Raw genomic sequence first — 18581 nt, 5'->3', positions numbered from 1 at the left:
TGAATATCTTCTTGGTTAGATAAAGCAAACTTTTTAAAAACTGAATGTTTTTTCTAACAGTTTCCTTGAATTTGCTTTCAATTAAAGTAGGTTGTTCAGGTAGATTTGATGCAACATTCATAGGTTAAAAATTTTGGTAGATTTCACTCTACATTTTTGGTTAAGTTTTTGGTAGATTTGGGACAATCTATTTAAAACGATTTGGTTAATTTGGACAATTCAAATATATAAGAGTTTTTAAAATAAATCGCTTAAAAACATATTATTTCGATGAAATGCATTATTTTTTAACATTTCATATATTTAAAGGGCTCTAAAATAAGTAATAAAAACCACTAAACTATGCCTTTAAATCCGTTATGGTCGCCATCCAAAATTGAAAAAAACAACAGTATTTTAAACAACTATAAAAACTGGTTGTTAGCACGTTACAATATAAAATTCAATTCTTATCAAAGTTTATGGCAATGGTCTACAACCCACATAGAAGACTTTTGGGAAAGCCTAATTCAATATTTTAATATAACATTTCATTCACCATATAAAAACATAATATCTGGCTCTGAAATGCCAGGAGTTAAATGGTTTGAAGGTGCAACTTTAAATTATACTGAGCATATATTCAAAAACTATAAAGCAAATAAAACTGCTATAATTTTTGGTAATGAATCTGGTGAAATAAAGAAATTAAATTGGTTAGAATTAAAACAAAAAGTATCGGCCATGGCACATTACCTAAAAACTATTGGTGTTAAAAAAGGTGATTGTGTAGTTGCATTTTTACCCAATACACCCGAGGCCACTATTAGTTTTCTGGCTGTAAATTCATTAGGAGCAATTTGGTCTAGCACTTCGCCTGATTTTGGAGTAGACAGTGTTATAGATCGCTTTTCGCAAATTAAACCAAAAGTTATAATTGCAGTAAACGGTTATTATTATAACGGTAAACCTTTTAACAAAACAAGCGTAGTAAACAAAATAGTTACATCATTACCTTCCATTGAAAAAGTCTTAATACATAATTACATAAATGAAACGGAAGCTTTTCCAGAGCATTATATAGATATTAATACATTATGGAGCAACAAACAAGAACCTCTAGAGTTTGTTCCAGTAGAATTTAACGATCCTATTTGGGTTTTATACTCATCTGGTACCACCGGCCTACCAAAACCAATTGTACATAGCACTGGAGGCATTTTACTAGAACATTACAAGTATATGGCTTTTCACAACGATGTAAAACCAAACGAGAATTACTTTTGGTTTTCTACAACCGGCTGGATGATGTGGAATTTCTTGCAAGCATCATTACTCATGGGAGCAACAATGGTTTTATATGACGGCTCACCAACCTACCCTAATTTAAATGCACTTTGGAATTTTTCCGATAAGGTTAACATAAATCACTTTGGTACAAGTGCCCCCTTTTTAATAGCGAGCATGAAACATAACATATCGCCAAAAAACACTAATAGTCTATCCTCTATTCGTTCAATAAGCTCTACAGGAGCACCTTTACCACCTGATGCTTTTAAATATGTATATAAACACATTAAAAACGATGTTTGGCTATGCTCTATGGCTGGTGGAACCGATGTTTGTACCGCTTTTGTTGGTGGCTGTTTAGATTATCCTGTTCACACAGGCGAAATACAATGTAGGGCTTTAGGCGTTTCACTTTTTGCATATAATAGTCTAGCTGAAACAGTTGAAGATGAATTAGGAGAAATGGTGATTGATAAACCTATGCCCTCAATGCCTATCTATTTTTGGAATGATGCCGAAAACAAACGTTACAAAGCAAGCTATTTTGAAAATTACCCTGGAAAATGGAGACACGGCGATTTTATAAAAATTAATTCTGAAACCGAAGGGTTAGTTATTTATGGAAGATCTGATGCTACATTAAACAGACATGGTATTAGAATTGGTACTGCCGAAATTTACCGAGCCATTGACAAGATAACCGAAATTGAAGATGCTTTAATTGTTAATTTAGAGCTTGAAGGCGGCAACCACTACATGCCACTTTTTGTAAAAATGAAAACCAATGAAGCTTTAAATGATAATTTAAAAGCACAAATAAATCATGTACTTAAAACCGAATATTCACCCCGACATGTTCCAGACGATATTGTTGAAGTTCCAGATATTCCTTATACCATTAGTGGTAAGAAAATGGAAGCTCCAATAAAAAAAGTTCTGTTTAAAATACCTTTAGAAAAAAGCATAAATATGGATGCTATGAAAAACCCTGAATCGGTTAATTTTTTTATTGATTTTGCAAAAACTATTAATTAAAAATCTAAATCATCTAGCCCTTCATCTGTACTTGGTATATCGTCAGATTCATGGTCATCGTTTACAGAACAATCAATGTTTATAGTTAACTCTTTTGGAGCAACAAAATCAGCTTTACTAACATTCAAGTTTTCATCGGCGTAACAATTTTTCATATAAAGCCCCCAAATAGGTAAGGCCATAGTAGCTCCTTGGCCATAAGTAATACTTTTAAAATGAGCTGATCTATCTTCGGCTCCAACCCAAACACCTGTTACTAAATTTGGTACCATACCCATAAACCATCCATCACTTTGGTTTTGAGTAGTACCTGTTTTACCTGCTATTGGATTTTCTAAACCATAGGGATAACCTGTAATAACCTCTTTATAAACAGCACTGTTGGCCCATTTGTGTCTTAAACGTGTACCCGATCCTCCTTGAGTTACACCTTCCATTAATTTAACAGTTACGTAAGCGGTTTCCTCACTTAAAACATCTCGTGTTTCTGGTTTAAACTGATATAATATGGTTCCATTTTTATCTTCAATAGTTGTTACCATAACTGGTTTTGTATAAACTCCCTGATTTGCAAAGGTTGAATATGCTCCTACCATTTCGTAAACACTAATATCCGGTGTTCCTAGAGCAATTGAAGGAACAGCTGGTATATCGGACTGTATTCCTAATTTCTGCGCTAAATCTACAACTGTTTGTGGGCCAACCTTATCTATAAGTCGAGCCGTAATTGTATTAACCGAATTTGCTAAAGCATTTTTTAAAGATCTTGTGCCTCCATAATCTGGCGTAGAGTTTTTTGGACACCATTCTTCTGGATTACCATATTTATTAGCTTCAATACAATACGGTACATCTGGGAACTCATCGCAAGGCGAATAATGTAATTGATCTATAGCTGCAGTATAAACAAAAGGCTTAAAGGTTGAGCCTATTTGACGTTTACCTTGCTTTACCATATCATACTGAAAGTGTTTATAATTCATACCTCCAACCCATGCTTTTACATGGCCCGTATGCGGATCCATAGACATCATTCCTGTGCGTAAAAATGATTTGTAGTAACGCATAGAATCAATTGGCTTCATAATGGTATCTATTTCGCTAGGTTTTCCATCTACCCAAGCAAAAACTTCCATTTGAGTTGGTTTATAAAAAGAATCCTCTATCTCTTTATTCGATTTTTTTAAATCGTATTTCATATGCCTCCACCGCTCTGAACGCCTCATTGATCCTTTTAATAATTTTGTAATTTCATCATTATCTAAATCTAAAAAAGGTGCTGTTGGGTTTCTATCGGGTGTATTTTGATTAAAAAATTCTGCTTGTAACCTTGGCATGTGTTGTGCTACAGCATTTTCGGCATGCTTTTGCATTCTAGAATCTATGGTGGTATAAATTTTTAGTCCATCGTTGTACAAACTCCATTTTTCACCATCTGGCTTTGGATTATCTTTAATCCATTGCTTCATGAAATCTCTTAAATACTCTCTAAAATAAGTTGCAATGCCTTGGCTATGTGTTTCTGGAGTATAATCTAAATCTAATTCGGTTTGCTGTAGAGAATCTTTTACGGTTTCTGTAATAAAATCGTATTTGTGCATTTGTGCTAACACAACGTTACGACGATTTTTTACACCTACTGGATTTCGACGCGGATTGTATAGTGAGGAATTTTTAAACATGCCTACCAACATAGCCGATTCTTTTAAATCTAGCTCGTTTGGTTCTTTATTAAAATAAATTCTAGATGCACTACGTATACCATCGGCATTATTACCAAAATCGTAAATATTAAAATATTGAGCTATAATTTCTTCTTTTGTGTATTGTCGTTCTAAACGAATAGCAATAATCCATTCTTTAGCCTTTTGCAATACACGCTCAATTATATTTTTAGAGCCTTCGCCGTGAAATAATTGCTTTGCTAATTGTTGTGAAATAGTACTTGCGCCTCCTCCTGCACCTAATTTTACTACGGCTCGCAAGGTACCACGTCCATCTATACCAGAATGGTCGTAAAAACGAGCATCTTCTGTGGCTACTAAAGCATCAACTAATTGTTGTGGTAATTCGTTATAACCTACAGGAGTACGGTTATCATCAAAATAAAACTTACCAAGGGTTTTTCCGTCGGAAGAAATAATTTCTGTTGCTAAATTTGTTTTAGGGTTTTCTAGAACGGTATGGTCTGGCATTTCGCCAAAAGCACCCCAAGATGCTAATAAAAACACTAACACAACTGCTAAAATACCACTTAAAAACATCCACCAAAACCAACGGATGTATTTTGCTAAGCTTTGTGTTTCTTTTTCTTGTTTTTTAACTTTAGCCATAACTTTACTAAAACCTGTCCTTTATTGAACGCTATTAATTATTATTTGTTTTATTCTCTATCCTAAAACCTACATCGGTAACTCCAGTAAGTTCTACCACACCATTGGCTTTTCCATTTTCGCGCATAGCGTGTTGAATATTTACGGTATAGGTACCTGATTCGTTAAAAATAACACCCTCTTTATACCACAATTTATTTTCTTTTACATCGGTGTAACCAGTACCTAAAAGTTTTCCGGTTGGGTCTGCCATTCTATACTCTAAAGTATCTTTTATGGTTTTTCCATGAGGAAATTGCATTTCTACTATTAAAAATAAATTATTGAATCTATAATCGTTTGTGTTACGCAAATTAACAAACAAATTATAAGCGTTTGTAGAATCTGGTGGTGAAATATTAAAACTAACTACAGAATCTTTATGCCATTTATTTGGTATAGACTTATATGTGTCGTAAACACGATTAGAGTCGCAAGACACTGCACTTAAAAACCCAGCTAATAACAATAATAAAACAACTTTACTTTGGGCCATTATTAGATTTTTGTCTTTGAGGTTTTCTTCGTTTATTATTATTCTTGTTGGTATTACGGTTACGATTATTACCGTTATTTTTGCTTTGAGTATTTTGTTGCTTGCTTCTGTTATTTTTACGTTTTCTAGGACGTTTTGGATTATCGAAACGTGTTAAGCTATCTTGCCCAACAACATTCTCGAAGTTGGTTTTAGTTTCTTCTAACACATCATTAGCATACTCTTCAAGACTAGCAATTTTTTTGTTTTTTTTATTTAGCTCTATAATTTCGTTGGCTTGTTCTGTGGTTATTTTATGCCAATTCATCCATTCGCCTTCATAGGCATACCACATATGCCCTTTAAAAATATCTGTTTTTTGGCAAACGGCTGTACCTTTTTCGGTTTGAATTTTAGTTTCAACCTTAGGAAAATCTTTTAAAGCATCTAAATAGGTATCTAACTCATAATTCAAACAACATTTAAGCTTACCACACTGTCCTGCAAGCTTCTGCGGGTTTAAGGATAATTGCTGATAACGTGCCGCTGATGTGCTTACAGAACGAAAATCGGTTAGCCATGTAGAGCAACATAATTCGCGACCACATGAGCCTATACCTCCAAGTCTGGCTGCTTCTTGGCGAAATCCTACTTGTTTCATTTCTATTCTTGTACGGAACTCTCTAGCAAATACTTTAATGAGCTCTCTAAAATCTACACGCTCTTCTGCGGTATAATAAAATGTGGCTTTACTAGCATCACCTTGAAATTCGATATCAGAAATTTTCATTTGCAATCTTAAGTCTATTGCAAATTGGCGAGCTTTTACCTTCATTGACTCTTCTCTATCTCTTGCCTTTTGCCAAATATCAATATCTTTTTGATTAGCTTTTCTATAAATTTTTAAGGCTTCTTTAGTGTCTGTTGGTATTTTTTTGCGTTTCATTTGAATGCGCACTAGTTCCCCCGTAAGGGTAACCATACCTATATCGTGACCAGCTTTTGCTTGTGTTGCCACAATATCGCCTATGCTTAGTGTTAGGTTTTCGGTATTTAAATAATACTCTTTTCTTCCGTTTTTATAACGAACCTCAACCCAATTAAATGGTTCTTCCCCGTTGGGAAGCGACATATTCGATAACCAGTCGAAAACCGTTAGTTTGTTACAACTATCGGTACCGCAAGTACCATTATTTTTGCAGCCTTTAGGTTGGCCGTCTTTTGTTGAGCAGCTTGTACAAGCCATAAATTGATTTTATATATATTGAATTCGTTAATAATAAAAAATTATTACGAATAACGGTTTGTAATTAATTTTAATGTGTAAAGATAACAATTATTTATTGAGATAAATTACTAATGTAAAAGCACAAAAAAACTCTTTGTTATTTAAGTAGTTTAATAATTGATGTTTTTTAACTTAATAATGATAATTTAACGAATTGTAGCATAAATTCTACATGACGGAAAGGGGAAAATGAAAAATTTGTAGACCAAATTCTACACAGATACACAGTTAGTTATGTGTTATATTAGTAAATTTGCACCTCAATAACCCCAAAATAAATTATATAATGTCAGATTTCTTAAAACAATTTGGAGAAGATTTAAAAAACAATGTACCAGGATTTATAGCTGTAGCTGTAACCGAAATTAAAAGTGGTATTTCTTATTTTTCATTATCAGTAGATAAAAAATTCGATCCTGAATTAGCATCAGCATTTAACTTAGAAGTAGTTAAGGCAAAATTAAATGCAATTAGCGCATTAGGATTAGATGATTCTATTGATGATATCTTAATTTCTCTAAACAACCAGATACACCTTATTGATGTATCTGAGAACAATGAGTATTTTATTTATTTAGCTGTAGATAAAAAGCATGCAAACTTAGGAATGAGTAAAGCGCTATTAAATAAATACAAACAAGATATAAAATCTAAAATTTAAATATTTTAATTATATCAATAAAAAAGGTCGAGATGCTCTAAAACATCTCGACCTTTTTTATTCTACTTAATTGTAAAAGAGATAAACTAAGAGCTTATTCAATCAAAAAAAATATATTAAATATCAGTAGCTTGAATTAAATCAATCGCTCAAACTAATAGTATAACAGTTATAATTACCTAAATATTTACTCTCAACAAATCCAAATTTTAGGTATAATGCAATTGCAGGGTAATTATCTACATTTGTGTATAAGGATAAAACTCCTGCCTTTGTTTTAACTAAAAAGTTAAAAACATGGGTTAGCATTTTATAGCCAATACCTTGCCTCCTAAAGGATTTATTAGTATAGAAATAAGCTATATGCCAATCGTATTTAGTTTTTACATGTAAGTTACTTTTAACAATAATAACGCAAAAAGAAACTATTACATTATTTTGGTAACAAACAAATACTTTTAACCTATTTCGGTTAAAAAGGTTTCTTAATTTTGAAATAGTTTTAGATTCTACTGCAACAAATTCTTCTCCTATTAATCCTGAGTTTATTAGCAACTCTTCAATAATTTGAAACTCTCCTTTCTTTAACTCAGTAAAATAGTTTGCTGTATTCAAAATTTTAAAAAATTAAATTTACAATATACTTTTTGTGAAATAATTAGCTAATTCAATATTATTATTGATATTTAATTTAACAAAAACACGTTTTCTGTATGTTGAAATTGTTTCTTTTTTAAGATTTAGTTTCCATACTATTTCTTTATTACCAAACCCTTTAGATAACAATATAGCAACCTCTAGCTCTCTAGGCGTAAGCTTTTTAATATCTATTACAGAGTTTGTCTGATTAACACTGGAAAAATAATCTCGATATCCTTTTGATACAAACTCTATAGCCCCAAATATTTTTTTTTCTATTTGATGCTTAGATAAAGTAGCATGAATATGATCTTTTAATTTAAAAAACTGAAAATAATTAATTTTAGAAGCAATAAGAATTATTTTTATTTCAGGAAATTTATCTTTTAATTTCTCAACATTCTCGAAAAAACTATCACAAGCCATGTTTGCGTCTAACAATAATATGTTATTAGAAGATTTTTCCAAATCATTGAATAATAATAGTTCTTCTAATAACTCAAACTCTAAAATTCTTGCAGAATAAAAGTTAGACTTAACTAAAGTTATTAGACCTTTACGAGAAGGCCAATACGAATCGACAATTAAAAAATCCATGAAACTTACCCAAAGATTGACTTTACAATATCATCATGCTTTTTTATTTTTTCTTTTTTAAGATAAATATAAAGCAAGTAAGCTAAACACATAGCTATAATAGAAATTCCAAAATTTACAAACCAATTAGCTTGATAACCAAATTTTGAAATAACTTCCATACCTGTTTTAGCGCTAAAAACATGTGCAAAACCATAACTCATTTGAAAAATAGACATAAAAACACCTTCTTGTCTTTTATAACTTCTTTTCATTACAATATCGCTTGCAAATGGGAAAGTTAACATAACACCAAATGAGATGAAAACCATCATTATAACCAATACAATTGGATGGCTAATGATACAAAGCAAAAGATATGCAATACTCATAGAAGCTAAGCCTAAGGTTAATGCAAAAGAACTTCGTATTTTTTTTCTTTGTATGTAATTAACTAAGGGAATTTCAAAAAGCAAAATAAGCAAACCATTAAACGCTAATAATAAACCACTATAAAATTCTGATAAGCCAAAAAACTCTTCATGGTATAAAGGTAAAGTAGTAAATATTTGAAAGAAAACAACACCAGTTAACAAAGCAATAATCCAATTTAACAAGAAAAGATTATCTTGAAAAGGAATTATTTTACCAAATTTAAGATGTTTAAAATCAAGCTTGTATGGAGATTTAACCTCTTTAATTAAAAAGGCGAAAATTAATATAGCTGTAATACACGAAATACCATCAATATAAAATAGTATACTGTAACCTAATTTAAATATAATTAACCCTCCTAAGGCTGGTCCAATTAAAAAACCAAGATTTACAGCGGCTCTAATCAATGCCAAAGCCTTTAACCTATGGTCTACACCTACATACGAATTTAAAGTAACCATCATAGCAGGGCGGAACATATCTGCAATAAAAGTAAGCAGCATTACACCTGCGCACATTAATTCAAAAGACCTAATAAATTGAAGCATTATAAAAATTAAACCACTAGTAAAAAGACTAAAAATCATAACCTTATACGCCCCAAGCTTATCGGCAATTTTTCCACTTAAATAAGTTCCCAACAGGGAGCCTATACCAAAAGAAAACATAATCCAACCAATTTGGCTATAACTAAAGCCCAAATCTTCTTTTAAATATTTTGATAAAAAAGGAATTACCATTGTCCCCGCTCTATTAATAAAGGTTATTATAGCAATAATCCAGATTTCACGAGGTAGGTTTTTAAAATTTTGTAGGTATTTTTTAAGCATTATATCTAAATTTCGGCTAAAATAATTAATATTTAGCATTTGCAAGTATTTAAATATAATTATCTTTGCCCTAAATTTAGTTTGTAATTATTTAAAACATAGATAGATGCGCAATAAAATATTTTTAAAAAAAATATTACTTACAGTTTTACTTATAAACTGTTTTAGTATAGCAGCTCAAAACAAAAATCTTTACGCAGGAATTGAAGTTGGAAGTAAAGGTGTTAAAATGACTGTATTAGATGTTGATAACATTAAGAGAGGTAAATATGAAATAAAAGATTTTTGGACAGAAAACATTGGCATTTCAAAAGGTATTTCAGTTGATGGTAAACTTGCTAAAAACGATATTACAGCAGCAGTAAACTCTGTAAAAGCTAATTATTTAAAGATAAAGAATGAGTACGGTGTTCTTGACGAAAATATATTTCTTGTTGGCTCTTCTGGAGTTGCAATGGCTAGCAATACCGATGAATTAGTAACTGAAATAAAACTAAAAATTAATAAAACTTTAAATTTTATAGATGCTAATCAAGAAGCAAAAATGCTTTTAAAAGGTAGTATTCCTCCTGTAGATTACAGAGAGTCTATGGTGTTAGATATTGGAGGAGGAAATACAAAAGGAGGCTTTGTTGAATTTGTAGATTCGGAAGACGGTAAACTTGTTTTTTTTCCAGTTAATTTTAATTACGGAACAGTTACTTTAACAGAAGAAATATTAGAATACCAAAAATCATCTCTTACAACTTTAGATTATCATGAACTACAATTTAGCTATTTACCAAAACTAAGAAAGCAAGTTAAAGAAATGTATAATTCTGAGCCAAGAGCTTTAACTAAAGAAAACATATACATGTCTGGTGGTGCTGTTTGGGCTTTTTATACCTTATACATGGATTCTAACCCCAAAAAAAACTTCAATTCGTTTAGCATAAAAGATGTTCTTATGTATGATGCACTTATAAAAAACAATTTTGATCGTTTTGAAGCATTAGCAAAAAAAGATAAAAAGGTAGCAACTGTTTTAAAAGTATATTCGCAAGAGTACTTGATTTCTGCTAGTAATTTGTTTTTAGTTTGTTTAGAAGATATTCCTAACATTAAAGATAAAAACCTGTACTTTTCAAAACAAGGGCAAATAGCTTGGTTGGTTTCTTATGTTGTTGAAAAATCGAATAGAATAAAAGATAAATGGAAATTTTAACTAAATATTTCACATTTTAAAATTATGGCTAAGCCAATAAATTAAGAGTTAGAAGAGCTCTTAAACTACCCAAATAAACAAAAAGTACTATATTTTAAAAACCTTTGTTTGCCAATGTTATTATTAAAATAATATTGGCAAACAAAAATAGTTAATATCCTTCTTAAGAAATTAGTAAAAACTTCACTACAACTACTTTAACATTAACAACTATAAATCAGAAGTTTATATATCTCTATATTTTTACAAAATTTTAAATTACTTTGTAAAAAAATCATTAATATTTCTAAGATCTTTTTTATGTGGCAAATGGTCTGCTCGCCCTTTTTTAAAGATATCGTTGCTATTACCTTGTCCTTTTCGTAATACTTTTTGCTCTTCGTAAGGCAGTCTATTTATTTCCATACATGCTGTTGAGCAACAATTTTCCATTTCTTCTTTACATTTTGGGCACTGAATAAATAGTAAATGGCAAGCTTCGTTAGCACAGTTTGTATGCACATCGAAAGGTTCGCCACATTGATGGCAGTTGGCTATTACATCTTCACTAATGCGTTCAGCCCTCCTATCGTCGAACACAAAATTTTGCCCTAAAAACTTATTTTCTAAGTTTTCTTCTTTTACTTGTCTGGTGTATTCTATAATTCCACCTTCAAGCTGGTATACGTTTTTAAATCCTTTATGCTTAAAATATGCACTGGCTTTTTCGCAACGAATACCTCCAGTACAGTACATAACTAAGTTTTTATCTTCTTTATGTTCTTTTAAATCGTCTTCAATAATATCAAGAGATTCTCTAAACGTATCAACATCTGGTGTTACTGCATTTTTAAAATGGCCTATTTCACTTTCGTAATGGTTACGCATGTCTACCAAAACAGTATTTTCGTCTTCAATTAGCTGATTAAATTTATCGGCACCAACATGTATTCCTTTATTTGTTACATCAAAAGTATGATCGTTTAAACCATCGGCTACAATTTTTTTACGCACTTTTACCTTTAGTTTTAAAAACGACATATTATCTTGCTCTACGGCAATATTTAGTCTAATATCTTTTAAAAAATCTATGGTATCTAAATGTGTTTTAAAAGCTTCAAAGTTTTCTGCTGGTAATGATAATTGCCCATTAATTCCCTCGCTTGCTACATAAATTCGACCTAAAACATCGAGTTTGTCCCAAACTAAAAAAAGTTGATCTCTAAATTCTTGAGGGTTTTCAATTTTGGCGTACTGATAAAAAGAAAGTGTTAATCGATCTTTTCCTGCTTTTTCGATTAACTCTGCTCTTTCCTTTGCGCTTAATTTGTTGTACAGTTGCATGCTATACTTGTTTTTAAGGTTAAAAAAGAAATATTTTAAATCGCAAAATTACAATTTTACTCATGCCAAGCAATTAAATATCATAAAAAAAGCACTTTAAATAAAATTTAAAGTGCTTTTTAATTGACTAATTCCGTTATTAATACTTTTAATTTATTCTTAAAAAGTATAACGGATTTAGCCACCATCTGCCTTACAACTGCTATTAATTACAATAGTAATTGAAATATCAGATGTTTGAGTTAGTATAGTTTTACTGAAAAATTTCATAGTCTTTTTCATAGCAAATTTTTCTACTACACTTTAAAGATGTAAAATATTTAAAAGGTTGCGTAGTAAAACTAATTAGTTGCTAATGATACATTATAAACATCAAAATATTCTGGATATATTTTATCTGTAGTACAGTAAATTAAGTTTTCTGAGTCTTTATACAATTGAAATTTTATGTATAAACCTTTAAGCTGATATTCGCTTGATAAAGTTGCTGTTATAATAGAATCTGTTTCATTCAATTTTATTACATAAACAGGCTCTTGCCCTCCAGAGCAGCTGGTTACACCTGCCACTACTCCATATAACAAATTTTCATCTTCATTATCACTATTACTACAGGCTGCAAGAATTATAATGGCTGTTATAAAAATTAATCTATTAATCATAAAAATTAACCGTTTATATAACATAGATGAGCTAATAAAAAAAAGGTTGCGTTATAAAATTGTAAGATGCCAAAAGTTGTAGTATTTTAGCATACAATTTTTTCAGAAAAAACAAAAGAGATGAGTAGCGAAAAAGAAGCAAAATTAAAAGCACTAAAACTTACTTTAGATAAATTAGATAAAGCCTACGGAAAAGGAACTGTAATGAAAATGAGTGACTCTGCCATTGTAGATGTAGAGGCCATTTCATCAGGTTCTTTAGGCCTAGATATTGCCTTAGGCGTTGGGGGTTACCCACGAGGACGTATTATAGAAATTTATGGCCCAGAATCGTCTGGTAAAACCACTTTAACACTACATGCTATTGCCGAAGCGCAAAAAGCTGGTGGTATTGCTGCTTTTATTGATGCTGAACATGCTTTTGATAGATTTTACGCTGAAAAACTAAACGTAGATATTGATAATTTAATTATTTCTCAACCAGATAATGGTGAGCAAGCTTTAGAAATTGCCGATAACCTAATTCGTTCTGGCGCTATCGATATTGTTGTAATAGATTCTGTTGCAGCGTTAACTCCAAAAAGTGAAATAGAAGGCGAAATGGGAGACTCTAAAATGGGTTTACACGCTCGTTTAATGTCTCAAGCTTTACGTAAATTAACAGCTTCAATTAGCAAAACAAATTGTACCGTTATTTTTATTAACCAATTACGCGAAAAAATTGGAGTTATGTTTGGTAACCCAGAAACAACAACTGGTGGTAACGCATTAAAATTTTATGCTTCAGTTAGGTTAGATATTCGTCGTTCTACACAAATAAAACAAACTAACGGCGACGTTGCTGGTAACAAAACACGTGTTAAAGTAGTTAAAAATAAAGTAGCTCCTCCTTTTAAAATGGCAGAGTTCGATATTATGTACGGCGAAGGTGTTAGCAAAGTTGGTGAAATTTTAGATTTAGCCGTAGATTACGAAATTGTAAAGAAAAGCGGTTCGTGGTTTAGTTATGATGATACTAAACTTGGCCAAGGTAGAGACTCAGTTAAAGCTTTAATTAAAGACAACCCAGAGCTCATGGACGAGCTAGAAGCCAAAGTACGACAAGCTGTTGCAGACGCACAAGAATGAAAAAACGAATAACCTTTTTAAAAATCCCGATAAAATCGGGATTTTTTTATTTTAATACGCAACCTTTTAAAACACCTTGCATCTAAAAGGCAAAACATGTATTTACACACCCAAATTTAATGTTATGAAATATGTTACTCTCTTATTATTATTAATTAGCATATCCTCTTGTAGCCTTGATAATGACGATGATCTGGCATCATACTCTTTTGAAGTATTACCCGTTGAAAGCGTAGATATTCCAGAAGAGTTTACTATGGGAGAAACTTACCCAATTACCGTTTATTATTATAAACCAACAACATGCCACACATTTAGCGAATTTTATTATTATAAAGAAAACAACGAACGCACTGTTGCACCAATTACCTATGTTTATGAAAGTAGCACCTGTGAAGATTTAGAAGAAGAGTTAACAGAAGCTTCATTTAACTTTGTGGTTACAAGCAACGGCTCGTATATTTTTAAATTTTGGCAAGGTGAAAACGATGAAGGTGAAGATGTATATTTAACCATAGAAGTACCCGTTACAGAATAAGCTATAAACTAATACATGTTTTAATTTGAGTTTAAACCAACTCATACAAAATTGCAAAAACAATAATACTAAAGCACAAAGCGAAATTTACAAGCTGTTTTCCAGCAAGTTGTTTGCATTGTGCTTAAAGTATTCTCGTAATTATGCCGAAGCAGAAGATAATTTGCAAGACGCATTTTTAACTATATTTAAAAAAATAGATCAGTATAAAAACAAAGGCTCTTTTGAGGGGTGGTTAAAACGAATAACCATTAACACCGCTTTACAACGCTACCGCAATGAAAAAGTTTTTGATATAATTAACGAAAACAATATAGAAGATGAAACTATAGAAATTGATGAAGATAGTGTTTCTCTCGATTATCTATTAAAAATAATACAAGAATTACCCGACAGATACCGACTGGTATTTAACCTTTACGTATTAGACGGGTATTCGCATAAAGAAATTGCAAAATTATTAAACATAAACATAGGTACTTCAAAATCTAATTTAGCGCGCGCCAGACAAATTTTGAAAAATACTATTGAAGATTTTAAAATGGGACAACAGTCTCAATCATTATAATGAGTGATAAAAAACATATAGACCGATTATTTCAGGAAGGCTTTAAAGATTTTGAAGCTACACCTAAAGATGCCGTTTGGAAAAACATTGAAGCTCAATTAAACCAAGATAATAAAAAACGTCGTGTAATTCCTATTTGGTGGCGCTACGCAGGTGTAGCAGCTATACTTGCTTTACTTTTAACCTTAGGCTTTAATTATTTTGGTAGCGAAAAACCCAGCAACAACAAAGTTGTAAATACAGACACAAATAACGAAAACACAAATTCTTCTAAAAACAACAAAAACAAAATCGAAAATAATGTAAGCACAATTATTGCAAATAGCAACGCCAATATTGAAGTTGAAAATACTGCAAAAACTAAACCTGAAACTACAGCTTCAAAAAAAACGGTAATTACTAATGCTGCTAAAAATGCTTCAAACTCATCTGTTACAACAAAAAGCCACATCACCTCAACTCAAAATTTAGTTTCAAATAAAAATAAAACAGCAAACGGTTTATCTTACACTACAAAAAGTACGAACAATAAAAACGGGGGTAGTTATGTAAATAAAAGCAAATTAAATTCAGTTTTAAAAAATAATAATAATATTGCTGAAGAAAAGGGCGTTAATCCGTTATTTTTAGACAAAGAAAAAGCAAAAACCACACTTGAAGCTTCTAATAAAAGCAACCAAACTATTGCAAAAACTAATAATATTGAAGCAACGGAAAACCAAGAAAAAAATGGTTTAACCATTGAAGAAGCTCTTGAAAATAATATAGATTTAAATGAAGAAGAAGAAAACTCCCAAAACAGGTGGAGTGTTACACCAAATGCGGCACCTGTTTATTTTAACACTATGGGAAGTGGCTCTTCTATAGATCCTCAATTTAATGGTAATTCTAAAACTGGAAACATTAACATGAGTTATGGTGTTTCGGCAAGTTATGCGCTAAACAAAAAACTTACAATACGTTCTGGTGTAAATCGTGTTAACTTAGGCTACAACACCAATGATGTTGTTGTTTTTCAATCTGTAAGCTCGGTTAACAATGGCTCTTTAGAAAATGTTAGTGCCATAACTAACAATTCTAATTCAGATTTTTCCAGCGATGCTATTTCTACTTCCAGTGTTACTGTAGAAAGTGCAAAAGCAGCTGCCTTAATTCCAAATTCTTTTGAAACTTCAAATGCATCTATAAACCAATCGTTAGGTTTTATTGAAGTGCCTTTAGAACTTCAATACGCCTTACTAAATAGAAAATTTGGCATCAATCTAATTGGTGGATTTAGTTCATTTTTTTTAAATAATAATGAAATTTTTTCTGAAGCAGAAAACGGAGACCAAACACTTTTAGGTGAAGCTAACAACGTTAACGACTTTAGTTATAGTGCCAATTTAGGACTTGGCTTAAATTATAAAATGACAAACTCTATTAATTTTAATTTAGAACCCATGTTTAAATATCAAATTAATACATTTAAAAATACTTCTGGTAATTTTACACCATTTTTTATTGGTGTTTATACCGGATTCGCTATTAAATTTTAGGTTTTTGGTTAGATCTAGATATATGCATTTTGCTATATATCAACAAAAACTGCTCGTTTCTCCGAGCAGTTTTTTTATTTATTATAAGCTTTCAATTTATTTAAAATAACTGTTCTCGCTTTTATATTAAGTGTTTTGGTATCTTGTATTGTTAAGCCTTCTGTTTTAATAAATTTATGAATGTAAGCTCGCATTTTACCAGGGCTACCACTAAAAAAAGTAAACGAAAATCGTTTTTTATTATCCGCAAATGTAAGCGGCACAATAGGTATTTGGTGGTTTATTGCTAACCTAAACGCACCATCTTTAAAAGCATCTAAAAATACATCCTCTTCTGGCACGCCTCCTTCAGGAAAAATACAAATACTTAAACCTGATTTTAAACGACGCTGTGCCCTTAAAAATACTGCTTTTCTGCTTTTTTCTGAACTTCTATCAACTAATATACAAGTACGCTTGTAAAAAAACCCAAATAATGGAATTTTAGCTAATTCTGCCTTTCCAACAAAAACAAAAGGGTTTTTAACCGAAACAAGCATAAGCATTATATCGGTCATGGAAGTATGGTTAGCTATAAACATATAACTTTTACCTTTTATTGGTTTTTGCTCTCGTTTTATACTGTAGGTAAAACCCATACCAATTAAAATAAACTTTGCCCAACATCTGGCAAGTTTAAAAAAATAAGGATACCAAGATTCTTTAGAAATTGAAATTAATAAAAACGGAAATAGAAGCAGTATTGGTAATGCTACTAAAACATAAAACCAAATACGATATAAAGTCCAAAAAATGTATTTAATAACTTTCATTGTTTTCAAAAATACACAATTGTATTGAGCAATTCTATTAAAACATTTACCTTTGCTAAAAGAAATTTAAAGATTAACTTTAATATAATTTTCACTTTCGTGGAAATAAAATTATGGCAAGAATTTTAACCGGAATACAAAGTACTGGAACACCGCATTTAGGAAATATTTTAGGCGCAATTTTACCAGCAATAAAAATGGCAGAACAGCCAGAAAACGATTCATTTTTATTTATTGCTAATTTGCATACCTTAACTCAAATTAAAGATGCCGAAACACTTCGCAACAATACCTACTCTGTTGCTGCAACATGGCTTGCTTTTGGTCTAGACATTGAAAAAACAGTATTTTACAAACAAAGTGATGTCCCTCAAGTTACCGAGCTATCGTGGTATTTAAGTTGTTTTTTTCCGTACCAACGTTTAACCCTTGCACATGGTTTTAAAGATAAAGCCGATAGATTAGAAGATGTAAATACAGGATTATTTACCTACCCAATGCTTATGGCTGCCGATATTTTAGCTTATGATGCAGAAATAATTCCTGTTGGTAAAGACCAATTACAACATATTGAAATGACGCGTGATGTGGCTTCACGTTTTCATAATAAAATGGGAGAAACTTTTGTTTTACCTCAAAGTAAAATACAAGAAAACATTATGCTAATTCCTGGCACCGATGGTGAAAAAATGAGCAAAAGCAGAAATAACACCATTAACATTTTTTTAAACGATAAAAAGTTACGCAAACAAATAATGGGTATTCAAACCGATAGTACACCTCTTGAAGAACCTAAAGACTGGAGTACTTGTAATTGTTTTGCTATTTATAAGTTATTAGCTAACGAAAGCCAAATTGCAAGCATGAAAGCTAATTATGAGAACGGTAATTATGGTTACGGTCATGCAAAACAAGCTTTATTTGAACTTATTATTGAAAAATTTGCAACTCAACGTGAAAAATACCATTACTACATGACTAATCTTGATGAGTTAGATAAAGCTTTAAATATTGGTGCCGAAAAAGCTTCTAAAGTTGCAAATACTGTTATTGCTCGTGTTCGTGAGAAGGTTGGATATTAAAAACAGAAAAATTGCTAGAGGAATTTGAAAAAGAAATAAATGCTTCAAAAGATAATTTCTATCTTTTAAACACTATAGGTACTGGCCTTTTTTTAATTTATTCTCTCTTCGAATTTTGTAGTTTTTTAAAATTTGTTTTTCAACAT

The 18581-nt window shown here is 31.1% G+C and carries 17 protein-coding genes; 8 read left to right on the top strand and 9 right to left on the bottom strand.

Annotated features, from left to right (window positions below; all coding sequences use genetic code 11):
• Positions 1-342: 342 nt before the first annotated feature.
• Positions 343-2304, top strand: coding sequence for an acetoacetate--CoA ligase (locus LG649_RS06005; RefSeq protein WP_226542221.1), 1962 nt, complete (start codon positions 343-345; stop codon positions 2302-2304).
• On the opposite strand, the gene LG649_RS06000 is transcribed toward LG649_RS06005, so the two are convergent.
• From LG649_RS06000 to LG649_RS05990, 3 genes are read right to left on the bottom strand one after another with little or no spacing between them, the layout of a single operon-like run.
• On the bottom strand, positions 2301-4637 hold the full coding sequence (locus LG649_RS06000; protein WP_226542219.1) for a penicillin-binding protein 1A: 2337 nt from the start codon (positions 4635-4637) through the stop codon (positions 2301-2303). The genes LG649_RS06005 and LG649_RS06000 overlap by 4 nt on opposite strands.
• Positions 4638-4671: 34 nt before the next feature.
• Positions 4672-5172 (bottom strand): gliding motility lipoprotein GldH, encoded by a 501-nt coding sequence (locus LG649_RS05995; protein WP_226542217.1) that lies wholly within the window; start codon positions 5170-5172, stop codon positions 4672-4674.
• Positions 5159-6397, bottom strand: a complete 1239-nt coding sequence (locus tag LG649_RS05990) for a PSP1 domain-containing protein (RefSeq protein ID WP_226542215.1) — start codon at positions 6395-6397, stop codon at positions 5159-5161. Before LG649_RS05990 ends, LG649_RS05995 begins: the two co-directional genes overlap by 14 nt.
• Positions 6398-6725: 328 nt before the next feature.
• Here LG649_RS05990 and LG649_RS05985 point away from each other — a divergent pair, with 328 nt between their 5' ends.
• Positions 6726-7100 carry a hypothetical protein gene (locus LG649_RS05985; protein WP_226542213.1) on the top strand — a complete coding sequence of 125 codons (375 nt, stop codon included), beginning with the start codon at positions 6726-6728 and terminating at the stop codon, positions 7098-7100.
• 141 nt (positions 7101-7241) lie between these two features.
• On the opposite strand, the gene LG649_RS05980 is transcribed toward LG649_RS05985, so the two are convergent.
• Genes LG649_RS05980 through LG649_RS05970 form a run of 3 tightly spaced genes read right to left on the bottom strand, consistent with a single transcriptional unit; the run spans position 7242 to position 9619 of the window.
• A complete protein-coding gene (locus LG649_RS05980) occupies positions 7242-7715 on the bottom strand; it encodes a GNAT family N-acetyltransferase (protein ID WP_226542212.1) in 474 nt (157 codons plus the stop codon).
• Between the two features lie 18 nt (positions 7716-7733).
• Entirely contained in the window at positions 7734-8336 is a 603-nt protein-coding gene (locus LG649_RS05975) for a response regulator transcription factor (RefSeq protein ID WP_226542210.1), read from the bottom strand.
• 5 nt (positions 8337-8341) lie between these two features.
• Positions 8342-9619: an MFS transporter gene (locus LG649_RS05970; RefSeq protein WP_226542208.1), complete on the bottom strand. Its 1278-nt coding sequence runs from the start codon at positions 9617-9619 to the stop codon at positions 8342-8344.
• 67 nt (positions 9620-9686) lie between these two features.
• Here LG649_RS05970 and LG649_RS05965 point away from each other — a divergent pair, with 67 nt between their 5' ends.
• Positions 9687-10784, top strand: a complete 1098-nt coding sequence (locus tag LG649_RS05965) for a Ppx/GppA phosphatase family protein (protein WP_226542206.1) — start codon at positions 9687-9689, stop codon at positions 10782-10784.
• Between the two features lie 258 nt (positions 10785-11042).
• On the opposite strand, the gene trhO is transcribed toward LG649_RS05965, so the two are convergent.
• Positions 11043-12107: an oxygen-dependent tRNA uridine(34) hydroxylase TrhO gene (trhO, locus tag LG649_RS05960; RefSeq protein WP_226542204.1), complete on the bottom strand. Its 1065-nt coding sequence runs from the start codon at positions 12105-12107 to the stop codon at positions 11043-11045.
• A gap of 341 nt (positions 12108-12448) precedes the next feature.
• Positions 12449-12769, bottom strand: a complete 321-nt coding sequence (locus tag LG649_RS05955; RefSeq protein ID WP_226542202.1) for a hypothetical protein — start codon at positions 12767-12769, stop codon at positions 12449-12451.
• Between the two features lie 120 nt (positions 12770-12889).
• Here LG649_RS05955 and recA point away from each other — a divergent pair, with 120 nt between their 5' ends.
• The 4 genes from recA to LG649_RS16320 all read left to right on the top strand — a co-directional run bounded on the left by recA (position 12890) and on the right by LG649_RS16320 (position 16541).
• Complete coding sequence (recA, locus tag LG649_RS05950) at positions 12890-13897, top strand: recombinase RecA (protein ID WP_226542200.1); 1008 nt, start codon at positions 12890-12892, stop codon at positions 13895-13897.
• 124 nt (positions 13898-14021) lie between these two features.
• Entirely contained in the window at positions 14022-14435 is a 414-nt protein-coding gene (locus tag LG649_RS05945) for a hypothetical protein (protein ID WP_226542198.1), read from the top strand.
• Between the two features lie 25 nt (positions 14436-14460).
• Positions 14461-15003, top strand: a complete 543-nt coding sequence (locus LG649_RS05940) for an RNA polymerase sigma factor (protein ID WP_226542196.1) — start codon at positions 14461-14463, stop codon at positions 15001-15003.
• Positions 15003-16541, top strand: a complete 1539-nt coding sequence (locus tag LG649_RS16320) for a hypothetical protein (RefSeq protein WP_262904473.1) — start codon at positions 15003-15005, stop codon at positions 16539-16541. The genes LG649_RS05940 and LG649_RS16320 overlap by 1 nt, the downstream gene beginning before the upstream one ends.
• 74 nt (positions 16542-16615) lie before the next feature.
• Here the strand turns inward: LG649_RS16320 and LG649_RS05930 are convergent, their stop codons facing one another.
• Positions 16616-17353, bottom strand: a complete 738-nt coding sequence (locus LG649_RS05930) for a lysophospholipid acyltransferase family protein (RefSeq protein WP_226542194.1) — start codon at positions 17351-17353, stop codon at positions 16616-16618.
• Between the two features lie 113 nt (positions 17354-17466).
• Here LG649_RS05930 and trpS point away from each other — a divergent pair, with 113 nt between their 5' ends.
• Entirely contained in the window at positions 17467-18435 is a 969-nt protein-coding gene (gene trpS, locus LG649_RS05925; protein ID WP_226542192.1) for a tryptophan--tRNA ligase, read from the top strand.
• Positions 18436-18581 lie beyond the last annotated feature (146 nt).

The organism is Neotamlana laminarinivorans (assembly GCF_020523925.1).
Classification (GTDB): domain Bacteria; phylum Bacteroidota; class Bacteroidia; order Flavobacteriales; family Flavobacteriaceae; genus Neotamlana; species Neotamlana laminarinivorans.
This window is presented reverse-complemented; position numbering and strand designations above follow the sequence as displayed.

Bases quoted from the DNA above. Each gene is read 5' to 3' on its own strand.
- LG649_RS05995 (WP_226542217.1), bottom strand. From the start codon at position 5,172: ATGGCCCAAAGTAAAGTTGTTTTATTATTGTTATTAGCTGGGTTTTTA.
- LG649_RS05990 (WP_226542215.1), bottom strand. From the start codon at position 6,397: ATGGCTTGTACAAGCTGCTCAACAAAAGACGGCCAACCTAAAGGCTGC.
- recA (WP_226542200.1), top strand. From the start codon at position 12,890: ATGAGTAGCGAAAAAGAAGCAAAATTAAAAGCACTAAAACTTACTTTA.
- LG649_RS05965 (WP_226542206.1), top strand. From the start codon at position 9,687: ATGCGCAATAAAATATTTTTAAAAAAAATATTACTTACAGTTTTACTT.
- LG649_RS16320 (WP_262904473.1), top strand. From the start codon at position 15,003: ATGAGTGATAAAAAACATATAGACCGATTATTTCAGGAAGGCTTTAAA.
- LG649_RS06000 (WP_226542219.1), bottom strand. From the start codon at position 4,637: ATGGCTAAAGTTAAAAAACAAGAAAAAGAAACACAAAGCTTAGCAAAA.
- LG649_RS05970 (WP_226542208.1), bottom strand. From the start codon at position 9,619: ATGCTAAATATTAATTATTTTAGCCGAAATTTAGATATAATGCTTAAA.
- LG649_RS05985 (WP_226542213.1), top strand. From the start codon at position 6,726: ATGTCAGATTTCTTAAAACAATTTGGAGAAGATTTAAAAAACAATGTA.
- LG649_RS05930 (WP_226542194.1), bottom strand. From the start codon at position 17,353: ATGAAAGTTATTAAATACATTTTTTGGACTTTATATCGTATTTGGTTT.
- LG649_RS06005 (WP_226542221.1), top strand. From the start codon at position 343: ATGCCTTTAAATCCGTTATGGTCGCCATCCAAAATTGAAAAAAACAAC.
- trhO (WP_226542204.1), bottom strand. From the start codon at position 12,107: ATGCAACTGTACAACAAATTAAGCGCAAAGGAAAGAGCAGAGTTAATC.
- LG649_RS05955 (WP_226542202.1), bottom strand. From the start codon at position 12,769: ATGATTAATAGATTAATTTTTATAACAGCCATTATAATTCTTGCAGCC.
- trpS (WP_226542192.1), top strand. From the start codon at position 17,467: ATGGCAAGAATTTTAACCGGAATACAAAGTACTGGAACACCGCATTTA.
- LG649_RS05945 (WP_226542198.1), top strand. From the start codon at position 14,022: ATGAAATATGTTACTCTCTTATTATTATTAATTAGCATATCCTCTTGT.
- LG649_RS05975 (WP_226542210.1), bottom strand. From the start codon at position 8,336: ATGGATTTTTTAATTGTCGATTCGTATTGGCCTTCTCGTAAAGGTCTA.